This window comes from Pseudomonas syringae pv. tagetis (assembly GCF_022557255.1).
GTDB lineage: Bacteria > Pseudomonadota > Gammaproteobacteria > Pseudomonadales > Pseudomonadaceae > Aquipseudomonas > Aquipseudomonas caricapapayae.
The window spans coordinates 4,032,968-4,054,465 of sequence record NZ_CP092923.1 but is presented as its reverse complement, the minus strand read 5'-3'; the positions used below and the strand labels follow the sequence as shown (position 1 = coordinate 4,054,465).

At 59.3% G+C, this 21,498-nt stretch carries 18 protein-coding genes; 6 read left to right on the top strand and 12 right to left on the bottom strand.

All coding sequences use genetic code 11. The features are described from left to right. Window positions 1–248 precede the first annotated feature (248 nt). The 10 genes from MME58_RS17970 to pobA all read right to left on the bottom strand — a co-directional run bounded on the left by MME58_RS17970 (window position 249) and on the right by pobA (window position 11,630). Entirely contained in the window at window positions 249–1,019 is a 771-nt protein-coding gene (locus tag MME58_RS17970) for a DeoR/GlpR family DNA-binding transcription regulator (protein ID WP_055007219.1), read from the bottom strand. Window positions 1,020–1,058: 39 nt separating this feature from the next. Then, window positions 1,059–1,745 carry an SDR family NAD(P)-dependent oxidoreductase gene (locus MME58_RS17965; protein WP_055007218.1) on the bottom strand — a complete coding sequence of 229 codons (687 nt, stop codon included), beginning with the start codon at window positions 1,743–1,745 and terminating at the stop codon, window positions 1,059–1,061. A gap of 63 nt (window positions 1,746–1,808) precedes the next feature. Next, complete coding sequence (locus MME58_RS17960) at window positions 1,809–2,933, bottom strand: sialidase family protein (protein WP_055007217.1); 1,125 nt, start codon at window positions 2,931–2,933, stop codon at window positions 1,809–1,811. Then, window positions 2,920–4,335 (bottom strand): sodium:solute symporter family protein, encoded by a 1,416-nt coding sequence (locus MME58_RS17955; protein WP_055007216.1) that lies wholly within the window; start codon window positions 4,333–4,335, stop codon window positions 2,920–2,922. The genes MME58_RS17960 and MME58_RS17955 overlap by 14 nt, the downstream gene beginning before the upstream one ends. A 70-nt stretch (window positions 4,336–4,405) precedes the next feature. Further along, window positions 4,406–5,440, bottom strand: coding sequence for a 4-hydroxythreonine-4-phosphate dehydrogenase PdxA (gene pdxA / locus MME58_RS17950; RefSeq protein WP_055007215.1), 1,035 nt, complete (start codon window positions 5,438–5,440; stop codon window positions 4,406–4,408). Beyond that, window positions 5,433–6,692, bottom strand: a complete 1,260-nt coding sequence (locus tag MME58_RS17945) for a four-carbon acid sugar kinase family protein (protein WP_055007214.1) — start codon at window positions 6,690–6,692, stop codon at window positions 5,433–5,435. Before MME58_RS17945 ends, pdxA begins: the two co-directional genes overlap by 8 nt. After that, window positions 6,689–7,858 carry an iron-containing alcohol dehydrogenase gene (locus MME58_RS17940; protein ID WP_055007220.1) on the bottom strand — a complete coding sequence of 390 codons (1,170 nt, stop codon included), beginning with the start codon at window positions 7,856–7,858 and terminating at the stop codon, window positions 6,689–6,691. The genes MME58_RS17945 and MME58_RS17940 overlap by 4 nt, the downstream gene beginning before the upstream one ends. A gap of 10 nt (window positions 7,859–7,868) precedes the next feature. Beyond that, window positions 7,869–8,747, bottom strand: a complete 879-nt coding sequence (gene dapA, locus MME58_RS17935) for a 4-hydroxy-tetrahydrodipicolinate synthase (RefSeq protein WP_055007213.1) — start codon at window positions 8,745–8,747, stop codon at window positions 7,869–7,871. Between the two features lie 170 nt (window positions 8,748–8,917). After that, window positions 8,918–10,243, bottom strand: a complete 1,326-nt coding sequence (locus MME58_RS17930; protein WP_054986841.1) for an MFS transporter — start codon at window positions 10,241–10,243, stop codon at window positions 8,918–8,920. Between the two features lie 202 nt (window positions 10,244–10,445). Beyond that, window positions 10,446–11,630, bottom strand: coding sequence for a 4-hydroxybenzoate 3-monooxygenase (gene pobA / locus MME58_RS17925; protein WP_055007212.1), 1,185 nt, complete (start codon window positions 11,628–11,630; stop codon window positions 10,446–10,448). A gap of 147 nt (window positions 11,631–11,777) precedes the next feature. On the opposite strand from pobA, the gene MME58_RS17920 reads away from it, so the two are divergent. Next, window positions 11,778–12,647, top strand: coding sequence for a helix-turn-helix domain-containing protein (locus MME58_RS17920; RefSeq protein ID WP_055007211.1), 870 nt, complete (start codon window positions 11,778–11,780; stop codon window positions 12,645–12,647). A gap of 51 nt (window positions 12,648–12,698) precedes the next feature. On the opposite strand, the gene ppnN is transcribed toward MME58_RS17920, so the two are convergent. Beyond that, complete coding sequence (gene ppnN / locus MME58_RS17915) at window positions 12,699–14,072, bottom strand: nucleotide 5'-monophosphate nucleosidase PpnN (RefSeq protein ID WP_055007210.1); 1,374 nt, start codon at window positions 14,070–14,072, stop codon at window positions 12,699–12,701. Window positions 14,073–14,524: 452 nt separating this feature from the next. Between ppnN and MME58_RS17910 the strand changes: the two genes are divergently transcribed. The 3 genes from MME58_RS17910 (at window position 14,525) to MME58_RS17900 (ending at window position 17,893) form a co-directional block, all read left to right on the top strand. Next, entirely contained in the window at window positions 14,525–15,199 is a 675-nt protein-coding gene (locus MME58_RS17910; protein ID WP_054986838.1) for a TIGR04211 family SH3 domain-containing protein, read from the top strand. A 400-nt stretch (window positions 15,200–15,599) separates the two neighbouring features. Beyond that, window positions 15,600–17,201 carry a tetratricopeptide repeat-containing response regulator gene (locus MME58_RS17905; RefSeq protein WP_003370034.1) on the top strand — a complete coding sequence of 534 codons (1,602 nt, stop codon included), beginning with the start codon at window positions 15,600–15,602 and terminating at the stop codon, window positions 17,199–17,201. Continuing rightward, entirely contained in the window at window positions 17,198–17,893 is a 696-nt protein-coding gene (locus MME58_RS17900) for a sensor histidine kinase (RefSeq protein ID WP_054986837.1), read from the top strand. Before MME58_RS17905 ends, MME58_RS17900 begins: the two co-directional genes overlap by 4 nt. A gap of 65 nt (window positions 17,894–17,958) precedes the next feature. Here the strand turns inward: MME58_RS17900 and MME58_RS17895 are convergent, their stop codons facing one another. After that, window positions 17,959–18,768: a glycosyltransferase family 2 protein gene (locus tag MME58_RS17895; protein ID WP_054986836.1), complete on the bottom strand. Its 810-nt coding sequence runs from the start codon at window positions 18,766–18,768 to the stop codon at window positions 17,959–17,961. Between the two features lie 379 nt (window positions 18,769–19,147). Between MME58_RS17895 and MME58_RS17890 the strand changes: the two genes are divergently transcribed. Together MME58_RS17890 and MME58_RS17885 are read left to right on the top strand one after the other, a co-directional pair. Continuing rightward, window positions 19,148–20,059 (top strand): methyltransferase domain-containing protein, encoded by a 912-nt coding sequence (locus tag MME58_RS17890; RefSeq protein ID WP_054986835.1) that lies wholly within the window; start codon window positions 19,148–19,150, stop codon window positions 20,057–20,059. A 195-nt stretch (window positions 20,060–20,254) separates the two neighbouring features. Further along, on the top strand, window positions 20,255–21,496 hold the full coding sequence (locus MME58_RS17885) for a glutamine synthetase family protein (protein ID WP_162491486.1): 1,242 nt from the start codon (window positions 20,255–20,257) through the stop codon (window positions 21,494–21,496). Window positions 21,497–21,498: the final 2 nt, after the last annotated feature.

Sequence of the window (21,498 nt, the reverse complement as noted above, 5' to 3'; positions counted from 1 at the left end):
CAGAAGTGCATTCCAAGATGTATGCCGATAATGTTTTTATCTAATAAAAACAGATAGATAGAGATTCAAGATCGAAAGATGGCTCGATTTTCAGGCAAAACATGCGAAATAGTGCGCAGGCTTCTGCGCGTCTATGCGAAAGCTCGTTTAGGTGCTGGAGGGCTTTGTGTATGGGGCGTGGCCGGTTTCAAACGGCCATGCGATGCGCAAGAGTTTGCACATCGCAGTTTTTTGCCACGAGTGTGAAGTCAGCCAGGCAACGCAATTTCCACCTGAATGCTCTTGCGCGCCTTGAACGGCGCAAGCAGGGACTCGTCGTCTACCGGGTTGGTGATCAGCGTCCAGGGCTGGCGTAAGGGTGTCCAGTGCTGCTGACGAGCGCGGCCCAGTTTGGTGATGTCGGCCAGCACGAAGACCTGAGCGGCGCGCGCCAGCATGTTTTCCTTGAGGTACGCCTGTTCGGCACTGGCCTCGCACAGACCCAGTTCGGCCACCACACCGTCGGCACTGATGAACAGTTTGTCGGCGCTCAGGTGTTCCAGCGCGGCCTGCGCCGCCACGCCATAGGTCGACATGCTTGATGCCCGCAGTGTGCCGCCCAGAACGGTGATTCGCCCGTCGGGAATCAACGCCAGATCGCCCAGTGCCAGCAGGTTGTTGGTGATCACATGCAGCCCGCGCCGCTGGTTGAGAATGTGCGCCAGCGCGCTGGTGCTGGTGCCGCCTTCGAGAAACAAGGTGTCGTGATCGTTGATATGAGCCAGTGCGGCACGGGCGATGTCCATTTTTTCCTGGCTGTGCTGGCGGCTGCGCTCTTCCAGAGAGGTTTCCGGTTCGCGATGGCCAACGTGTGCAGCGCCGCCATAGGTGCGCAGAATCAGGCCTTCCTCGGCGAGAGCGGTCAGGTCGCGCCGAACGGTGGCTTCCGAGACGCCCAGTTGGGCGCACAGCTCGTCCACATTGGATTTGCCGGACAGAACCAGTTCAAGTATCGCTTGACGACGGTTGGCGACTTTCATTGCAGCCCTTGCGCTAAAGCCTGGAAACGGGATGCAACCTTACAACGACGCACCGCCGCATACCACCAGGCTTTGCCCGGTAATTGCGCCCGCGTCGGGGCCGAGTAGAAAGGCCGCCAGCCCCGCTATTTCTCCCGGTTGCACAAAACGTCCGATGGGCGGCTTTTGCGGTGGCGTGCCACTGCGTGCGGGGTCCAGCAACATGGGCGTTTCGGTCGCGCCGGGGGCGATCAGATTGACGGTAATGCCGCGTGGTGCCAGCTCGATGGCCCATGAGCGAACCATGCCTTGCAGCGCAGCTTTGGTCGCGGCGTACTGACTGCGTTGTGCCGCGCCCTGCATGGTGCGGCTGCCGATCATGAGGATACGTGAGCCATCGCGCAGCCGTGGGTAGAGCAGATTGACCATGTGGCTGGCCGCAGCCACGTGCAGATGCCACATCGCCTGGCCATCAGCTTCGTTCAGCTCTCCCAGCGGTGCGGTGCGCATGAAGCCTGCCGCATGGATCAGTGCATCTATGCGTGGTGTCTGTTGCAGCGCCTTGTCCAGCGCGCTGAAGTCATTGAGGTCGCACTCGCGCCAGGTAAAGTTCGCGTGGCTCAGGTCCGGCGCGCGCCGGCTCAGGCCAGTGACTTGCAGGCCCTGTTCCAGCAGGCGCGTGACAATGGCTTTGCCAATGCCGGAGCTGGCACCGGTAACGAGGACGGACTGGATCGGTTCGGGCATGAAAAGGCTTCCGCAGAGGCGTCGATCAGTCAAAAAAGCAAGGCGAGATCGACGCGGGTGGATTCAACGGATCGCATTCAGCGGCAGATGGACATGTTTGATCTTCTGCCGGAAGTAAGTGAATGCGATGTGCAGACTGCCATCAGCAGCCTGGATGATGCTGGGGTAGGAAAACTCGCGATTGAGCTTTTCCTGCGAATTGTTGGTCAGGCAGAAGCCGTCACCCATTTCCAGGTCTAGCCGGGTCGGCCAGCTGTGGCCGCCGTCGCGGGAGATTGCCAGGCTCATCGGCGCGCGGGGGATGCCCCAGACGGCTGACTTGCCGTCGTGGCGTGCTTGCGGTGTGATGCGGTCATCGCTTTCATCTTCGATTTCGTCGTACAGCGAGGCCCTGCGCTGCGCATGACCTTCGGCACTGACCGGGTTGTAGACCAGCGCCAGCTCCTGCGTCGCCAGTTTCACGAACTGGATCGACGAGTTGTTGTTGGGCAGTCCGGTCGGCGTCGGCGCGCTCCAGGTTCGCCCTCGATCGGTTGACCGGCTGCTGTAAATGAAGTCTGCCCAACGGCTGCGGAACAGGCCGAGCAGGCTGCCGTCCGGCAACTGATGAACATTCATGTGCACGCTGCCGGTGCTGTCCGGCACGTCATGGCGCGACCAGCTCTGGCCTTGATCGCTGGAGATCATCACTGCGCTGACGTCATGGTTGCCGACCCACTTTTCGCCGGGCCCGGTGATGCAGTACCAGACGGGCAACAACCAGTCGCCGTTATCCAGCACCACAGGCGGTTGGCGCACAAAGGTGCCGGGCTCGTCGAACAACGTGTCTATCGGCCCCCAGCGTTGGCCGCTGTCCAGTGACATACGGCGGCGGATGATCGCCGTCTCCTGATTGCCGGAAATCTGTGCGGTCCAGATCAGCCACAGCGGGCCGTCGGGTGCCTGAAACAGGATCGGATTCTGCTCGGAGCGGGTCGAGTCTTCGGACATTTTCTGTGGCTCGCTCCAGATGCCGGTGGCCGGGTCGCGGCGCGAAAGCAGCACGAAGATGTCGGCCATGCCCTCCTGAGTGCCAGCGAACCAGGTACAGAGCACTGTGCCGTCGGCCAGCTCGTGCAGGTTCGCTGCATGATTCTGCGCATAAGGCGTTGGCAGGAACGCATCCTGGCGGGTATCAGCGGTTGGCATGGGGAACCTCGTTTTGAGCAGGTTTGGTCGACGCGGACCGGGGCAGCAGGCGCTCGATGGCAATCACGATAGCGGGTGTTACCAGGGCGATATACATGTTGTCGATGCCGTAAGGGTTATCCAGCAGGTACCAGACACTGGTAGTGATGGCTGAGGCGATCAGCCCGAGCGTAGCGCCTCGACCTGAACCGAAGAACGGCAGGTAAATGGCGATCATGGCCACAACGGCAATCGACAGGCGCAGGGCGCGGGTGAAGAACGACAGGTTGAGGATCTCCGGGACAAAGAACACGAAGAACAGCGGCACGAAACCGATCACCAGAGCAATCAGGCGTGTGGTCTTGAATTCCTGATCCACGGACGGCTTGCGCCAGGGTACGTAGAAGTCACGAACTACCAGGGACGCGATGGCCAGCGCTACGGTACTGACGCTGACGAAAATCGAGGCAACCAGCGAGATGGTCACGACGCCCGCCATGACCGGGCTCATCGACTGCAGAAAGATCGGCAGGGCGTACAGGCTGCTCATGTCCGGGTGCAGGTACTTGGAGGCAACCCCGATGAAGCCCAGCGCCAGCGCTATCGGAATACACAGCAGCGAGGCATAGAAGGTCGAGCGGCGTGCGGCGTTCTGGTTCTGAGTCGAGGAAATGGCCTGAATGATGAACTGAGTCGAGAAAATCGCACCGACCGTGCCGATGATCCAGGCCATGATTTTCGAGCCGCCGATGGCACCGTCCCAGGTGAAGTAATGCTCGGGCATATTCTGTACAACGGGGCTGAATCCGCCGGTCATTTTCAGTGCAACGCCCAGCACGATCAGCACGCCGATGTACTTCACTCCGGTGTGCAGAATGCTCATGTAGGCCACGCTTTTCAGGCCGCCGAACACGTAGTACAGGGTGCTGATGATTGCTGTAATGAATGCGGCGGTGGTCAGATTGATTTTCAGCACCGTGGCAATCGCTGCCGCACCGCTGACGTAGTTGCCGACGTTCACCAGCAACAGTGCGTAGATCATGATGATCGAGACTGCGAGTTTGGTGGAGGTGCCATATTTTTTGGCGATAAACCCGGAAATGGTGAATTCGCCGGAGCTGTACAGCTTGCGTGCCATCAACAGGCCGAACAGCGGGAAGCCGATGGCGGCAGCGATGACCGACCAGGAGGCCGCGAAACCACTCTCGAATGCGGCCTGCGCGGTGCCGACCGTGGACTTGGCACCGATGAATTCAGACATCATCAGCACGCCGACGACAAAGGCGGGCATGGTGCGTGAGGCGACCATGTATTGCTCACTGGTCTTGCTGCGCAGGCGCATGCTCATCCAGGTGGTGACAAGGATATAGGCGACCACCATGCCGATGATGATCCAGGTGTCTTGCGCGTTGAAGGTATCCATCAGTCTCGCTCCATTGTTGTTGTTCTGGCGCGTTATGGGGTGCCGCAGGGTGTCAGGACTACTGACGACCTCAGACGGCGATGGAATTGCGGGTGTCGCGTTTACGGGTTGCCAGCTCCACGGCCTGACGCATGGCTTCGATCAGACTGCGCTCGTCGGCGATGCCTTTGCCGGCAATATCGAAGGCAGTGCCGTGGTCGACCGAGGTACGAATCACCGGAAGGCCGATGGTCACGTTGACGCCTGCTTCCAGGCCCATGACCTTGACCGGGCCATGACCCTGATCGTGATACATCGCAACGACTGCATCGAAATCACCTCTTCCGGCACGGAAAAACAGTGTGTCGGCGGGTAACGGACCTTCGACGCGCCAGCCACGGGCACGCAGTTCGTCGATCGCGGGCTGGATCTTGGTGGCTTCTTCGCCGTAGCCAAACAGGCCGTTTTCCCCTGCGTGCGGGTTGATGCCGCAGACGGCGATCAGCGGATTTTCGATACCGGCGCGGGTCAGTGTCTCCCGGGCGCGCTCGATGGTGCGCTTGACCAGCCCCGGCTCGATCCGCGCAATGGCGTCTATGATGCCGATGTGGGTGGTGACATGAATCACCCGCAGTGTCGGGGTCATCAGCATCATCGACACTTCATCGATACCCAGCAGGTGCGCGAGCATCTCGGTATGGCCAGGAAAAATATGCCCGCCCGCGTGCAGGGCTTCCTTGTTCAGTGGTGCGGTGCAGATCGCATCCAGCTCCCCGGCCTGAGTCAGTTGCACTGTGCGCTCGATGTAGCGAAAGGCTGCATCACCGGCCAGTGCCGAGAGCTTTCCATACGGCAGGTCGGCCGGGATCAGGCCCAAGTCGATGCAGTCCACAGAGCCTTGGGTGAAACGGGCGTCTGCAGGGCAGGTGATGCTGTTGACGCGCAACTGGCTGCCGACGATCCGGTTGGCGTCTTCCAGGCGTTGCGCGTCGCCGATCACCAGCGGGCGGCAGGTGGCGTACACCGAAGCGTGGGTGAGCATTTTCATGATGATTTCCGGCCCCACCCCGGCGGCATCGCCCATGGTGATGCCGATGACAGGACGTTCAGACAGACGCTCAGACATAGGAAGCTTCCTCGTTGAAAGGGGTGCCGGTCGCAGCCGGTGCGTGGAGCATTTGCCAGGCAGTCAGCAAGGTGTCGGGGTTGCCGAACCCTCCGGCTTTGGTCACGACATTGATCGTATGCTTGCCCAGCCGGGCTTCGGCCAGGACCACCCCGGTGGCCAGTTCGCCATGCAGGGTCAGACGTTTGATACCGGCAGCGGTCAGGATCGCTCTGGCGGTTTCACCACCGGTGGCGATCAATGACCCTGTATGGGGCAGGGCAGGGGCCAGCCACTGCGCCAGTGCATTGCTCAACAGGGCCGCGAGCGCCGGGTCGCGCTGTTGTTGATCGAGACGCACCAGTACATCCTGGCCAGCGGACAGATGCTCGCGGAGTTGCAGGCGCATGGCATCACGCTCGGCGTGTGCATCTTCATTCAATAGGCTCGTCGGCTGCAGCGTCAGGCACAGTGCCTGGCTGATGTGTGCGAGTCTGTCGGCCTGGGCCTGAGAATGGCGGGACATGCTGCCCACCACCGTCAGTACCGGTGAACGCTGTTGGACCTTGACCGGCAAGGCTTCGGCCAGCCCGAATGCGTGCGGCAGATGACGTGCCAGCCCGGCAGAGCCGACCCAGAACAGTTCCTCATGCCAGTCCACCGACGCTTCGGCCAGACGCATCAGATCACTGTCCAGTTCTGCATCGCAGACCAGCGCCTGCACACCCTGTTCAAGCGCGCTGCGCAGTGTGGCTTTGAGTCTTGGGGGATCACGCAGGGTGTCCAGCCCCAGCCATTGCGTGCGCAGGCCTTGTGCGGCAAACAGGTCGAGCAGATTGCCCGTACCTTGCAGGTTTTCGTTGCGCCAGACATCGCTTTGATCGACCGGCACACCGTCTACCAGTTGCACACCCCGAACCGTCGTGCGCTTCATGGCCGGGAACGCCGGAGCCACCAGCGCCATGCCCCGCAGCCCCTGCAGCGCATCGATTTCGCTGGCGACATTGCCGCGTAGCGTGGAGTCGATTTTCTTGTACAGCGCCATGCCTGGGCGAGGTTGTTGTTGCAAGGCAGCGCGGTTCTGTTCGGCAGCCTGCTGCGGCGCGAGCCGACGCGAATCGGCATCGACGGCGATCACCCCCGACAGGCCTGCGGCACTGTCGGCCAGAAGCACATGGGTATCGATTCGTGAGGCGAAATCCGCTGCACAATCGGCGGCTCCGGACAGGTCGTCGGCGATAATCAGCAGGCCGGGAAACTCGGCGCGGCTCATGGCAGCAGGCACCGATACAGCTGCTGGATATCGTCCAGGCTGAGGGTTTTAGGGTTGTTGGTCATCAGGCGAGTGACCTTTGAGGCGGCCACCGCCATGTCAGCCAGGTGCTCTTCGGCCACCCCGAACTCTCGCAGGTTCTGCGGGATGTCCAGCACCTGAGTCCATAGGCGAATCTGCTCGATCAGCTTGTTGGCGGCGATTTCGTTGCTGTCGTCCTGTTGCGCGACGCCGCAGACCAGTGCCGCACGCTTGAGACGTTCGGCGCAGCTGTCCAGGTTGAAAGCCATCACGTGTGGTAGCAGCATGGCGTTGGCCACGCCGTGGGTGACGTGAAATTTGCCGCCCAATGGGTAAGCCAGCGCGTGCACCGCTGCGGTCCCGGCGGCGGTCAGCGCAAGGCCGCCATACATCGAGCCCAGCAGCATGTCGCCGCGTGCGCGCACGGATTCCGGTTGTTGCCAGGCCTCGACAATGCTGCCCGCGATCAGGCGCATCGACTCCAGTGCAAACGCATCGCTGATCGGGTTGGCCTTGGTCGATATGAAGGACTCCAGCGAATGCGTGAAGGCATCCATTCCGGTCGCCGCCGTGATTGGCCGCGGCAGGCTGAGGGTCAACAGCGGATCGAGGATTACCAGCGTCGGCAGCAGATGACGGCTGACCACGCCGATCTTCAGTTCCTCATCGGGCAGGGTGACGATGGCATTGGGGGTCACTTCCGATCCTGTACCGGACGTGGTCGGGACCAGCACCATGGGCTTGCCGGGGTGAGTCACCTTGTCGATACCCAGCAGGTCTTTGAGCGGTGTGTCGTTGGTCAGCATGACTGCGAACAGCTTGGCGGCATCCAGCACACTGCCTCCGCCAATCGCGATCAGAGCGTCCGGCGCGTGCGGAGCAACGTCTTCGCGGAACACCCGCTCGATGTTGTCCAGGGTCGGTTCGATTTCGACGTTGTCGAGCATGTGCACACGGATGTTCCGGGTACCGAGTTGCTCGGTGACACGCTGAGTGACACCCAGGTTATGCATGGCGTTCTGAGTGACCAGAATCACGGTCTTGACTGGCACATCAAGCAGCGGCAGTTTTTTCCCCAGCAGGTCGAGGCTGCCGGGGCCATGAACGACGTGTTTGACCGTCTGGAAGTGATAGGGAGCAGGCATCATGATTACCTCAGGCTTGGCGGTAGACGGCCAACAGGCTGTGGAGTTTTTCCAGGGCGGCGGCATCCAGCGGCTGCACCGGCGCACGACAGGGGCCTACCGGGACATTAAGCAACTGCGTTGCGGTTTTCAGCACCACCGGCAGGGTGCCCAGGGCGAAGGCATCGCGCAGCGGACGCAGGGCTTCCTGCGCGGCACGGGCCGCTTCGTGGTCGCCTGACTGGAAGTTGTTCCAGATCGACATGACCACATCCGGCACGGCATTGGCTGTTGCAGCAACAGCGCCGTCACCGCCGGCCAGCAGGTTCCAGTAAATCAGCGAGTCGGTCCCGGCGAACACTGCGAAGTCTTCGCTGCGGTACTTCATCATCTGCACCAGTGCATCGAAGTTGCCGGCGCTGTCCTTGATGCCCTTGATCTGCGGGTGCTGGCTGAGCGTGGCCACGGCACCGATACCGATCGACATGCCGGTCTTGGCGGGAATGTTGTACATCATCAGCGGCAGCTCGGAAGCGTCGGCAATGGTGGTGTAGTGCCTGATCAGTTCGGACTGGCTGATGGCGTTGAAGTAAGGCGTGATGATCGACAGGGCATCAGCGCCCACATCAATCATTTTTTTGTTCATTTCAATCACTTCATGCGTGGCGAACGCACCGGTGCCGACCACAACAGGCACGCGTCCTGCTGCCGCTTCGACTGTGATACGAGCGATTTTGAGTTTTTCCGATTCGGAAAGCGTGAAGAACTCGCCATTGGTCCCCAGTACGAAAAGCCCATGAACGCCCGCATTCAGTAGGTTTTCGATCAGATTGCGCAGGGCCTTCTCGTCGAGTTGCTGGTCTTCGGTGAAGGGCGTGACCAGAGCTGGAATGATGCCGCGAAATTGCATGACCAGATTCTCGTTTTATTTTTAGTAAAACGATAATGATTGAATCGATCATTACTGGCAAGCGCTTTGATCGTTTTTTTCATCCGCAAGCAGGACGGTGGCCTGAAAGTGACAGGTCTGATCAAAAAGCCAGGCACATGGCCTGGCGTTTGGGGAGGGTATGGATAATGTCAGGCCGTCGCCGCAACCTTGCCCGCCGACTGACGGCTGACCCGCAATGCCACCAGACTGCCGACGATGGTCAGCGCGGCCAGCGAGTACAGTGCCAGGGTGGTGGAGCCGGTCTGATCCTTGATCCAGCCCACCAGGTATGGGCTGAGGAAGCCTGCCATCTGGCCGATCGAGTTGATCAGCGCCAGGCCACCTGCGGCAACACTGGCGCTCAGCAGTGCGGTTGGCAATGGCCAGAACATCGGCAGACTGGTCAGCGCGCCCATGGTGGCGATGGTCAGACCGAGAATGGCGACGATGGGCACCGTCGCAAAGTTGGCGGCGATGATCAGGCCGGTTGCGCCCATCAGCATCGGCACTACCAAATGCCAGCGCCGCTCATTGCGCAGGTCTGCGGAGCGGCCGACCAGCAGCATGAACACGCCTGCCATCAGGTAGGGTACGGCGCTGATCCAGCCGATCACCAGCGCGTCGCTGAAACCGAGGGTCTTGATGATTGACGGCAACCAGAAGTTGATCGCATAGACACCGCTCTGAATGCAGAAATAGATAAAGCCCAGAATCCATATGAACGGCATGGTCAGCACCGAAGCCACCGAGCTTTTACCGTGCACCGGGCGACTCAGTTCGTCGTTGGTAATATCGGCCTTGACCCGCTGGCGTTGCTCGGGTGTGAGCCAGCGCGCGTCCTCGACCTTGTCGCACAACAGAACGAATGCCAGCCCGCCGAGGGCGACGGTCGGCAGGCCCTGAATCAGGAACATCCACTGCCAGCCGGCCATTCCGCCCTGGCCAGCGGCAAAATGATTGAGAATCCACCCTGAAAAAGGACCGCCCAGCAGCCCGGATACCGGGATTGCCGACATGAACAGCGCCATGATCCGTCCGCGCCGCTGGTTCGGATACCAGCGCGAGAGGTACAGCACGATGCCGGGAAAGAAACCGGCTTCTGCCATGCCGGTCAGGAAGCGCAGCAGGTAAAACTCGACCGGCGTCGTGACGAACAGCAGACAGGTCGAAAACAGGCCCCAGGTCATCATCATCAGGCCAATCCAGCGACGCGGCCCGAAGCGGTTCAGCGCCAGGTTGCTGGGCAGCCCGCACAACACGTAGCCAATGAAGAAGATGCCGGCACCCAGGCCATAGACCGTCTCGCTGAAGCTCAGGGCGTCGAGCATCTGCAGTTTGGCGAAGCCGACGTTCACGCGGTCCAGGTAATTGAACAGGTAGCAGATGAAGATAAACGGGATAAGACGCAGGGTGATGCGACGGTAGACATGATTGCCTTCAGCGTCGCCCACCTCGTGGGTCGATACAGGAGCCATGGCGTGTGTTCCTCTGTGCTTGTTGTTTTTATCTAGCGGATTAGCTATCGGGTGCACTCCCGATCATAGGCGGCCGTTGAAAAAAACGCTTTGGGGTTTTGCACGGCTGCACGAGACCTGCGTTGTGTGATTGCACAACGCAGGTCATTGGAGTGTATGGGGTTCTTCTGGCACCCATGTATTGCACCGCGTACTTGATGCTCTACTCGATAGCTTCATACGGCAGCCCGACATAATTCTCGGCAATCGTCCTGCGCCCGGCATCCGAGCCGACGTAATAGTCGAGTTCGGTCTGCTGAATGCGCTGGCTGAAGGCATCGGTGTCGGGAAAGTTATGCAGCACCGAGGTCATCCACCAGGAGAATCGCTCTGCTTTCCATACCCGGCGCAGGCAGATTTGCGAGTATTTTTCCAGCAGGTCGGTGCGCCCTTCGCGGTAGACCTTGAGCAGGATCCGGTACAACGTGCTGACGTCGCTGGCCGCCAGGTTCAGGCCCTTGGCACCGGTAGGCGGGACGATATGGGCGGCGTCGCCGAGCAAAAACAGACGACCATACTGCATGGGCTCCACCACGAAGCTGCGCAGCGGCGCGATGCTTTTCTCGATGGACGGGCCGGTCACCAGGCGCTCTGCCAGATGTGCCGGCAGCCGTGCTTTCAGTTCGGTCCAGAAGCGATCATCCGACCAGTCTTCGACCTTTTCATCGGCGCTGACCTGCACGTAATAGCGGGTGCGAATGGCCGAGCGCATGCTGCACAGGGCAAAGCCACGCGGATGATTGGCGTACACCAGTTCTTCGTTGACCGGCGGCGTGTCGGCCAGCACGCCGAGCCAGCCAAACGGGTAGACGCGCTCGAACACCTTGAGTGCCTCGACCGGGATCGACTGTCGCGAGACCCCATGAAAACCGTCGCAGCCTGCAATATAGTCGCAGTCCAGGCGCACGGTTTCGCCGTCTTTCACGAACGTCAGGTACGGGCAGTTGCTCTTGAGATCATGCGCGCTGACGTTCGAAGCGTTATAGATCGTCATTGCCCCTGTGGCGGCACGCGCCGCCATCAGATCGCGGGTGACTTCGGTCTGGCCATAGACCATCACCGTCCTGCCGTCGGTCAAGGTTTTCAGATCGATGCGCTCGCAGCGTCCATCGAACGCCAGCTCGAAACCGTCATGGATCATGCCCTCTGCGTCCATGCGTTCACTGACGCCCGCTTCACGCAACAGGTCGGTCATGCCTTGTTCCAGCACGCCGGCGCGGATGCGCGACAGGATGTAGTCGGGGTCCTTGCGCTCGACGATGACGTTATCGATACCGGCACGCTGTAACAATTGTCCCAGCAACAATCCGGAAGGGCCTGACCCGATTATGGCAACCTGCGTTTTCATGGCAATGGTCCTGTCTTTGATCCCTGCCGGGCTTGATCAGCGGGATAGAGTTGTTTTTGTCTCCTGCATTTTTAATGGATGCCATCGAGATAAGAAGGCAATATCCAGCGCATTATCTGGACTTTTCGAGGGTTCAGGAGGGGCAGCATGTCCAGACCTGCTATCGCAGCAATACCTGTTTTCAAGCTCTATGGTGAAACAACGGCCTGGCCAACGCCTGACCTGATCCACTGTGAGTCGATCCCCGAACGCAGCAGGATTCACGAATGGGAGATCAAGCCGCACCGGCACGGCGATCTGGTTCAGTTGCTTTACGTACAGTCAGGCAAGGCGATGCTGAAGGTCGAGGACAGGGTCAGCGAGGTTGAAACGCCTTCGCTGCAGGTCGTTCCTGCCCTGAGTGTGCATACCTTCAGGTTCTCCAGGGATATCCAGGGGCATATTCTCAGTCTGGCCAGACCCTTGGTGGAGCAGCTTGAGGCCGCGCTCGATATCTCGGGCCTGAGCATGGCACGTTGCTATGCTCTGGGGGCGGACAGCGATTACGTGGACACGCTGTTCACGGCCATTGCCAGCGAATATCGGCAGCCCGGAGCAGGGCGCGATCTGATGCTGCACTCACTGGTCAATGTGTTGACCGTGTGGCTCAGTCGGCGTAGCAGCGAGCATGCTGGCGAAGAGATTCATGCGATGGACCGTGGCCGCGAGCATCTGCAGGTATTCATGCATCAGTTGGAGGCAAGTTTTCGAGAGCATTGGTCGATTAACCAGCACGCCCAGGCCATGGGGATCAGCGCGGCGCATTTGAATGCGCTGTGTCGCCGCCTGTGCAACCAGTCGGCCTTGCAGATCATCAGTCAGCGACTGTTGCTGGAGGCGAAACGCAACCTGATCTACACCACCCTGACAATCAACCAGGTGTCCGACAGTCTGGGATTTTCCGAACCAGCGTATTTTTCGCGCTTTTTCAAACGTGCCACCGGGCAATCGCCCAAGGCGTTTCGTGAGCAGAAATAGAAACGGGGTGCTCAAGAGCACCCCGTTGGCGTGTCGCCTTTCGCTGCACGGTCAGGTCACGACCTGATAACACGGCACATAGGCCGCGCCGCCTGGCAGCTTCATCCGATGCTGGTCGACAAACGCCTGCAGCAGTTTGTCCAGCGGGCCCATGATCGACGGGTCGCCGTGGATCTGATAAGGACCGTGTTCTTCTATCAGGCGAATACCCTTGTCCTTGACGTTGCCTGCCACGATCCCGGAAAACGCCCGGCGCAGATTGGCGGCCAGTTCGTGAGTCGGCACATCGTGGTTCAGTTGCAGTCTGGACATGTTCTCGTGGGTCGGATCGAAAGGGTGCTGGAAGCTTTCCTCGATCTTCAGCAGCCAGTTGAAGTGAAACGCGTCATTACGCTCGCGGCGGAACCGCTTCACTTCCTTAAGGCCCTGAGTCATCTGCCGGGCAACGTCTGCCGGGTTGTCGATGATGATCTGGTAGTGGCGCTGCGCCTCTTCACCCAACGTGGCACCGACAAATGCGTGCAGTTGCTGCAGGTACGGCTCGGTGTTTTTCGGGCCGGTCAGGATCACCGGGAACGGCACGTCCTTGTTGTCCGGGTGCATCAGAATGCCCAGCAGATACAGGAACTCTTCGGCAGTGCCTGCGCCACCGGGGAAAATGATGATGCCGTGACCGACGCGGACGAACGCTTCGAGGCGTTTTTCGATGTCCGGCAGGATCACCAACTCATTGACGATCGGGTTGGGTGCTTCGGCGGCGATGATGCCCGGTTCGGTCAGGCCCAGGTAGCGACCGCCGACAATGCGTTGCTTGGCGTGAGCGATGGTCGCGCCTTTCATTGGGCCTTTCATCACACCAGGGCCACAGCCGGTGCAGATGTCCAGGCTGCGCAGGCCCAGTTCGTGGCCGACTTTCTTGGTGTATTTGTATTCTTCGGTATTGATCGAATGACCACCCCAGCACACCACCATCTTCGGCTCGACGCCCGCACGCAGGGTGCGAGCGTTGCGCAGCAGGTGGAATACGTAATCGGTAATGCCCTGGGAATTGCTCAGGTCGATGCGCTGGCTGTCCAGCTCGCTCTCGGTGTAGACGATGTCGCGCAAGGCGCTGAACAGCATTTCGCGAGTGCTGGCGATCATTTCGCCATCGACGAATGCGTCGGCCGGAGCGTTGAGCAGCTCCAGGCGGACACCGCGGTCCTGTTGATGGATGCGCACTTCAAAACTCTCGTACGCTTCAAGAATAGTCTTGGCGTTGTCGACGTGGGCGCCGGTGTTGAGAATGGCCAGGGCGCACTGGCGGAACAGGGTATAGGTGCTGCCTGAACCGGCCGCGCTGAGCTGCTGCACTTCACGCTGGGACAGGGTTTCAAGGCTGCCTTTCGGGCTTACGGTGGCGTTAATCACTTGTCTTGGGATCATTCTATTTTCCATTAGAGCGATGCGGTCGAGCATCAGGATGGCGAACATCGGGAGCATTCACCCCTGTGAGGCCTTTTCTACAGCACTTGGCCGGGAAAGCAAACGTCGGACCACGCACTACCCACGTTTGAGGCCTGATGCGTTGTCGAGGGCGTGGGTCGGGGGCTGAATTCTTTCGAAAGCAGGGGCTTGCTCTGCATGACCGTGCGGCTGAATTTTGACGCGAACACCGGGCAATAGTGAACCTGACCCCTTTAACAGAGTCTGTTAGCTGATGGACTTTCTGGACGGCCTGTACGAAAGGGATCATCAGGTGCTTTTTCAGCGCGCCTGATAGGCAGACATTCCGTCCGGGCAGGAGTTGCAAAACCTTTGATCGCCTGCCGCTCCCATCCTTAGCCGGCCCGTTAAACGAGGCTTTATTTTCATTTCAGATAAAGATAATTATCGCCATGTCTCGTCATTTTTCTGCACTTCTTTCCCGTGCCCCTGGCCTGTTCGCTGTTTCGCGTCGCCTGCTTGGCGCAGGCCTGTTTGGCGCTGTATTGACCGTTGTCATTCCTGACAGCGCACAGGCCGCAGGCAATGATCGCTGGGTCAGCGACAGCCTTACCACTTATGTCCGCAGCGGGCCAACCGATGAGCATCGCATAGTGGGTACGTTGAAGTCCGGGCAGAAGGTCGAACTACTCACCTCCTCGGGCAAGTTCAGCCAGGTGCGCGGCGAAGGCGGTGCCACGGTATGGATTCCGAGCAGTGACCTGCAAGAGGTCCCGGGCCAGGCCGAACGTGTCCCACAACTGACTCAGCAGGTCGCCGATCTGACCGAGCAGCTGGCGGGCATCGACAACACCTGGAAGACTCGCGTGCAGGGCATGCAGGAAACGCTGGACGCGCGCAAGAAACTGGTCGATGAGCTGGAAGCGCGCACCAAGACCCTCAACGATCAACTGGCCGACTCTCAGGCTGAATTGCGTGCGACTCAGGCACGACTTGGCGATGAGAACAAGCAAGTGATGATGCGTTACATGGTCTACGGCGGCAGCATTGCCGGTGCCGGCTTGCTGGTCGGCCTGATCCTTCCGGCGCTGACCAAGGGCCGTAAGAAGAACGACGGCTGGGTGTAAACCACCTTGATCACCTCACATGCCAGCGTCCCGCGCTGGCATGTTGTCCGCCACGCTGTGCGTTTTATCGAGTGCGCAGCCGATGTGTGACGGACCTCTCCGAAAATGCCTTTCCCCTGCCGCAATCACGATCCAGCCCACACTCTTTATGCCTGTCTGGCACAGGGTTCGTGCGCGAAGTTGATGTTCGTTCTACAGTTTCTGCGTGGATGGTCGAAAAACTGAGTGTCGCCCTCAACCTCGTGCGCTGACGCATAGGAGGAGAAGACCGGCAAGCTGTATTATGGCTCTTTGCCATCAGTTATTATGTGCGTCCTGAAAAATGGGATGCCGAGTCGGGCCTGAATGATTTTCAGGCCGCGGGTCTCATATTTTCACCCTCTCCTGTGCAGGAATCCGGATGCTGGCGTACAACCAAAAAAGCTTTCTTATCGTTGATGATTTCTCTGACTTTCGCAGTTCAGTGAGATCGATGCTGCGTGAGTTGGGCGTCAAGGAAGTGGACACCGCCGACACCGGCGAGCAGGCTCTGCGCATGTGCTCGCAAAAGCGTTATGACTTCGTGCTGCACGATTTCAACCTGGGTGATGGTCGCAAGAACGGTCAGCAGGTGCTGGAAGACCTGATGATCGAGCGGCTGCTGAGTTACGAAAGCGTATTCATCATGGTCACTGCCGAAAACAGTCAGGCGATGGTCATGAGTGCGCTTGAGTGGGAGCCGGATGGTTACCTGACCAAGCCGTTCAACCGCGCCGGGCTGGCCCAGCGCCTGGAAAAGCTGGTGCAGCGCAAGACCTTGCTCAAGCCGATTCTGCAGGCCCTCGACCGTCGCAAACCGGCCGAAGTACTGGCCGCGTGCGACAAGCTGATCGAGCAGGACCCACGTTATGCGCCGTTGTGCCTGCGCTACAAGGCCGATGCCCTGCGTGACCTGAAGCAGAACGAGCCCCTGGAAGCGTTCCTCAAGACCATTCTGGCCGATCGGGCCACGCCGTGGGCCTACGGTGCATTGGGCAGCCTGCTGCTCAAGCGCGGCAAGACCGCCGAGGCGCAGGCTGTCTACGAACAGGCAATCAAGGCATTTCCGACCATGCCTGCGCTGTTCGATGGCCTGGCTGATGTGCTGGTCGCGCTTGGCGATGGCAAGCGCGCGCAGTCCGTGCTGGAAAGCGCAGTGCGCCTGTCGCCGCTGGCGGTGCGTCGGCAGAAGCTGCTGGGCAAGCTGGCATTGGGCAACGAGGACTTCGAAAGCGCTTCCAAGGCATATCGCCAGGCCGTCTCCCAAGGTCAGCATTCGCGTTTCAAGGATCCGGAAACCAACCTGGGGTTGGCGCATGCGCTGATCAGCAAAGGCGGTGATCAGGGGCTCGATGCGCGCACCCGTGTCGAGATCAACAACGCCCTGGTCGACGTGGCCAAGGAGCATGGCGACGACGAGGGTCTGCAAGTGCGCACCCGCTTGATGAAAGCGGCCAGCCTGCAGCATTCGGACCCGGAAACCGCAGCCAAGCTGACCGAGCAGGCAATGGCCAGACTGGATGGCATGGAGCAGGTGCTCAGTGCCGATGCCGCACTGATGGTGGCTGCGCAACTGAAGAAGCTTGGTCAGGAAGAGGCCGGTGCCGGCGTCTTGAAGAGTTGTGCGGGAGCCTATGGCGATGATCCTGCGGTGATGAAAAGCATTGCCAGCATGACCGATGATCCGGCGATTCTGGGTGCCAGCAAGGCGGCTGTCGATTTCAACCTGCAAGGCGTGCGCAGCTACAAGGCCGGCAATCTTACGGAAGCACAGGCATTTTTCCGCAGTGCGCTGGGGCTGCAGCCAAAGAACATCAGTATTGCGCTGAACATGGTGCAGTCGCTGCTTCACCCTGGCCAGAATCTGGGCCAGGCCGGAATTGACGAGTGCCGTGCCAGCCTGACCATGCTTGGTAAGATCCCGGAAAGCGATCCACGCTATGAGCGCTACCAGAAACTCAGGGAGAGGGCATTCAGCGCATGAGTGAGGAGACAGAGCAGGGCCTCGACTTTTCCATGGTGATCGCCTCCACGGTGCACGACATGAAGAACTCGCTGGCGACGCTGATCCAGGCACACAGCCAGTGGCAGGCGAAGCTTTCGGTCCAGCAGCGCGATACGCCGGAGCATGGCGTTATCAATTACGAGTTCGCCAACCTCAACGGGATGCTCGTGCAGTTGCTCGGCCTTTACAAGCTGGGTGTCAACCAGATGCCGTTGCGTCCGGACTACCACGAACTGGACGATTTCATCGAAGCGCAACTGGCCCATCATCAGGACGTGCTGGCCAGCCGCGGGATTGCCGCGCGTCATGCGATCGATGTGGTTAGCCCCCTGGGCTTTTTCGACCGCGAACTGATCGGCTCGGTGGTGGGCAATATCATCGTCAACGCCATCGGCTTTGCCTGCGAGCAGATTGTTGTCAGTGTCGGTGATGAAGGCGGGCAGCTGAAGATCACCATCAATGACGATGGCCCCGGCTACCCGGCGTATCTGATCGAACGCCAGACCGACTATGTGCAGGGCATCAACCAGGGCAGCGGCAGTACCGGCCTGGGCTTGTATTTCGCTGCGCACATTGCCCGGCTGCATGTACGCAACGGCATGCGCGGGCGCATTGAAATCGCCAACGGCGGCGTGCTGGGCGGGGCGATGTTCAGTATGACCCTGCCCTGAGAGGCCGCAGCCTTTCCAAGAGCACCCCGCAACGCCTTGTCAGGATTGCGGGGCGTATTCGGCGCTTAGATATTCAGCCCGAAGTTCTGTTTGATGCTGTTCAGGCTGTCCATCAGGTCCTGATCAGATGCCAACGGATGTCTGACCGGTTCGCAGCCGTGCTTGAGCGTGAAGTGCTCGATGGCCGCAAGAGCATTTTGCCGATGCAGGGTATCGGACGAGATCGTTGAGCCCTCGAGCGTCCAAGGCTCGTCCCCCAGATACAGCTGCGAATTATCGATGTCGGCAAAAAACCAGAACGGCGGGTGCATGTTCTGGTTGATGATGGCCAGGGTGTGGTCGACGTGTTCAAAGGCGTTGTGATACGTCTCGTCCATCAGGCCGGCCGCTTCCAGGCTCCGTCTGGAATAGTAGGAAAACGCGCCGACGCAATGGCGGTACAAGGGCAGGTTGATGCCATTGCCGTAGTCAATCCTGTACACCGCATTGGCCTCGCCGGACGGCGTCTTGTTCATCAGACCATGCTGGCTGTAATTGAGGTGCTGAATGCCGGTCAGCGTCGAGGTCAGAATATAAAGCTCGAACACTTCCGGGCTTTTTATGTATATGTCGTCTTCGATCAGGAACAGATGCTCGCACCCGGCATGCATCAGTCGCGACAAGGCTCTGTTCTTGGATTTTCCAACGCCGAGATTGGTTTCGTTATTGAAGAAAACCTCGCTGTCATACGCGGAAAACTCCGGATACACATCGCCGTCATTGATGATGACAACGCAGTCGATGATCTCGGCAGGCAGGGAATCGTAAAGTTTTTTCAGCAGTGCAGGACGGTTGTAGGTGACGATTCCGCAGCCAACCTTTTGACCATTGATCATGGTGATCCTCTGTTCTCTCGGGCGTTAGGCTCCGTACGAAAAGTGGCTGCGCTCGGTGATGCTTCGTTAAAAACAGGCTCGGAATGCTCATTTACAACACGTAGACTCCGCTTCCTCGCCTGTTTTTGCCTCGCCTGACCTTCGCTCGCCGACTTTTCGTACAGAGCCTAGCGTGATTGTTCGTTGATTGGCGTCGCAGCGTGGCGGGTGGTTAAGGCCTGCGCTGACGTAAATCGATGTATGTACGCGGTGGACTGCAATATTTGCGCCAATTGCTGGCACGCCAAAGGCCTGGAGCGGTGCTGGTTAAAGTTTTAGCGGACACCGCCGAAATCGTTGAAAGGCTGTATTCGATATCACGATGAGCGGTGGGTGGGTGATGCTGTTAGCTAAAAAGTACTGCCAGGGGCACGGAATAGAGTTGGGCGCGGCGGCTCACAACGCGTTCAACCTTGCCAATTGCCTGAACGTTGCGCCGTGCAACGGTGTGGATTTTCTGCACCCCCGCGACATGGAAGACTATCAGCAGTACTTCGTCGAGCAGATGAAAGTCTCGGGCGACGTTTCGAAGGTCGACATGCTGGGCGATTTTCAGTGCATCCATACGGCCGACTCGTCAGTTGACTATCTGATCAGTTCGCACGTCATCGAGCACGTCCCCAACCTGCTCTCTGCCTACGTCGAATCCTTCAGAGTGCTGAAGAACGGCGGGGTATTCTTCTGCATCTTTCCCAAGCGCACCGCAGCCAAGACTGATCGGGCCCGTCGTTTGACGACGCTGGCGCAGATGATCGAGGACTATGAAAACAAGGTCGACATGACCACCGTCACTGAAGGCGAGTGGCGCGGTCACTATCAGGTCTTTTCCCTGCAAAGCATGCTCCGCGCAGTCAATTATGTTAACTCGTCAGGCCTGGGTTGCTGGTACATCGAGTGCGTCGAGGAAACCGATTCGAAAGTAGGCAACGGCCACACCGTCGTGCTCCGCAAAGTGGAGGGCTTGTCTGCCGAAAAGTGGCAGGAAGTCGGCGACTTCAACACGCAGTTCAACCAATTGTTGATGGCGGGCAAGCTCGAGAACGCGCTGACGCTGACCAAAATCATGCTGTCATTCAATTTTTTCGATGCCACCAGGCTGCACCTTGCCGGTGCTCTGAGTCGTCAGTTGGGCAATGTGGCCGAAGGCGTCGAATTCCTGCGTCAGGCCCTTGTGGTCGACCCGGAAAACGAAGACTACCGAAAGGAGTTCATCGAAGTGACCGGGACGCCTTTCCATAACCCGGTTCTCTGAGGCGGCAGGCCGACAGCCTGAAGCGCGGTGCTTGAAGATTGCAGTCTGAAGGTTGAAGCTTGGCGTTTGCTGCTCAACTAAAAGGACTGACCCATGACAGGCAATGACCCCCATTCGCAGAAAGAAATGCTGATGGGCATTGATGAAGTGGAGTGTGTAACCCCGGATTTGAACGGTGTACCGCGCGGCAAGGTGATGACGGCTGAAGGTTTTCTCGAGGGCCGCCGTTTGCAGCTGGCGCGCGGTGTGTTGCTGCAATGCATCATGGGCGGTTATCCGCCGGCGCGCTTCTATGGCAGTGACGACGGCGATCTGGCGCTGATCAGTGATCCACAGCAGCTCCACCGTCTGCCCTGGAGCACATCGCCGCGCGCCTTGGCGATCTGTGATGCGCAGGACCTCAATGGTCAGCCCTGCATGCTCTCCACCCGTAATCAGCTCAAGGCAGTTATCGCCCGTTACGCTGCGCAGGGCCTGGTGCCGGTGGTGGCCACTGAACTCGAGTTTTTTGTCTTTGCGCCCAATCCCGAGCCGCTTCATTCATTCGTGCCGCCGACCGGGCTGGACGGACGACGCGAACAGGGGCATTCGGCATTCAGCGTCAGTTCCAACAACGGCTTGCGGCCTTTTTTCGCCGAGGTGTATGCATGCATGGCGGCGCTGGGGCTGCCGCGTGACACGGTGATGCACGAGATGGGTGTCAGCCAGTTCGAGATCAACCTGCTGCATGGCGATCCGCTGCTGCTGGCCGATCAGACGTTTCTGTTCAAGCACCTGCTCAAGGAGGTGGCGCTCAAACACGGGTTCATCGTGGTGTGCATGGCCAAACCGCTCGCCCATACAGCGGGCAGTTCGATGCATATTCATCAGAGCGTGGTGACAGCAGAGACCGCAACGAACATCTTCAGTGATGCGCAGGGTGAGCCGACCGACACGTTTCGTCATTTCATTGCTGGCCAGCAAGCCTGCATGGCGGACTTCACCGCGCTGTTCGCGCCCAATGTGAATTCCTACCAGCGCCTGTGCCATCCGTATGCCTCGCCCAACAACGCCTGCTGGTCCTACGACAATCGCGCTGCCGGATTACGTATACCGTCGAGTGCAGCGGCGGCCAGAAGGGTGGAGAATCGTCTGCCGGGCGCTGATGCCAATCCCTATCTGGCCATTGCCGCAAGTCTGGCGGCCGGGCTGCATGGCATCGAGCAACGGCTGGAACCGACGCCGCCGCTGCAGGGCGAACTCGAGGTGCCGGAAGAATTGTTATTGCCGTGTACCTTGCACGCTGCTCTGGAGCGTCTGAAAAGCAGTCAGTTGGCCAAGGAACTGTTTGGTCATGAATTCATCGAAGGCTACATCGCGTCGAAGACCCTGGAACTGACCAGTTTTTTTGACGAGATAACCCCCTGGGAACGGCGCGTGCTGGCTGCTCAGGTTTAAGA

Bases quoted from the DNA above. Each gene is read 5' to 3' on its own strand.
- MME58_RS17970 (WP_055007219.1), bottom strand. From the start codon at position 1,019: ATGAAAGTCGCCAACCGTCGTCAAGCGATACTTGAACTGGTTCTGTCC.
- MME58_RS17965 (WP_055007218.1), bottom strand. From the start codon at position 1,745: ATGCCCGAACCGATCCAGTCCGTCCTCGTTACCGGTGCCAGCTCCGGC.
- MME58_RS17960 (WP_055007217.1), bottom strand. From the start codon at position 2,933: ATGCCAACCGCTGATACCCGCCAGGATGCGTTCCTGCCAACGCCTTAT.
- MME58_RS17955 (WP_055007216.1), bottom strand. From the start codon at position 4,335: ATGGATACCTTCAACGCGCAAGACACCTGGATCATCATCGGCATGGTG.
- pdxA (WP_055007215.1), bottom strand. From the start codon at position 5,440: ATGTCTGAGCGTCTGTCTGAACGTCCTGTCATCGGCATCACCATGGGC.
- MME58_RS17945 (WP_055007214.1), bottom strand. From the start codon at position 6,692: ATGAGCCGCGCCGAGTTTCCCGGCCTGCTGATTATCGCCGACGACCTG.
- MME58_RS17940 (WP_055007220.1), bottom strand. From the start codon at position 7,858: ATGCCTGCTCCCTATCACTTCCAGACGGTCAAACACGTCGTTCATGGC.
- dapA (WP_055007213.1), bottom strand. From the start codon at position 8,747: ATGCAATTTCGCGGCATCATTCCAGCTCTGGTCACGCCCTTCACCGAA.
- MME58_RS17930 (WP_054986841.1), bottom strand. From the start codon at position 10,243: ATGGCTCCTGTATCGACCCACGAGGTGGGCGACGCTGAAGGCAATCAT.
- pobA (WP_055007212.1), bottom strand. From the start codon at position 11,630: ATGAAAACGCAGGTTGCCATAATCGGGTCAGGCCCTTCCGGATTGTTG.
- MME58_RS17920 (WP_055007211.1), top strand. From the start codon at position 11,778: ATGTCCAGACCTGCTATCGCAGCAATACCTGTTTTCAAGCTCTATGGT.
- ppnN (WP_055007210.1), bottom strand. From the start codon at position 14,072: ATGATCCCAAGACAAGTGATTAACGCCACCGTAAGCCCGAAAGGCAGC.
- MME58_RS17910 (WP_054986838.1), top strand. From the start codon at position 14,525: ATGTCTCGTCATTTTTCTGCACTTCTTTCCCGTGCCCCTGGCCTGTTC.
- MME58_RS17905 (WP_003370034.1), top strand. From the start codon at position 15,600: ATGCTGGCGTACAACCAAAAAAGCTTTCTTATCGTTGATGATTTCTCT.
- MME58_RS17900 (WP_054986837.1), top strand. From the start codon at position 17,198: ATGAGTGAGGAGACAGAGCAGGGCCTCGACTTTTCCATGGTGATCGCC.
- MME58_RS17895 (WP_054986836.1), bottom strand. From the start codon at position 18,768: ATGATCAATGGTCAAAAGGTTGGCTGCGGAATCGTCACCTACAACCGT.
- MME58_RS17890 (WP_054986835.1), top strand. From the start codon at position 19,148: ATGCTGTTAGCTAAAAAGTACTGCCAGGGGCACGGAATAGAGTTGGGC.
- MME58_RS17885 (WP_162491486.1), top strand. From the start codon at position 20,255: ATGACGGCTGAAGGTTTTCTCGAGGGCCGCCGTTTGCAGCTGGCGCGC.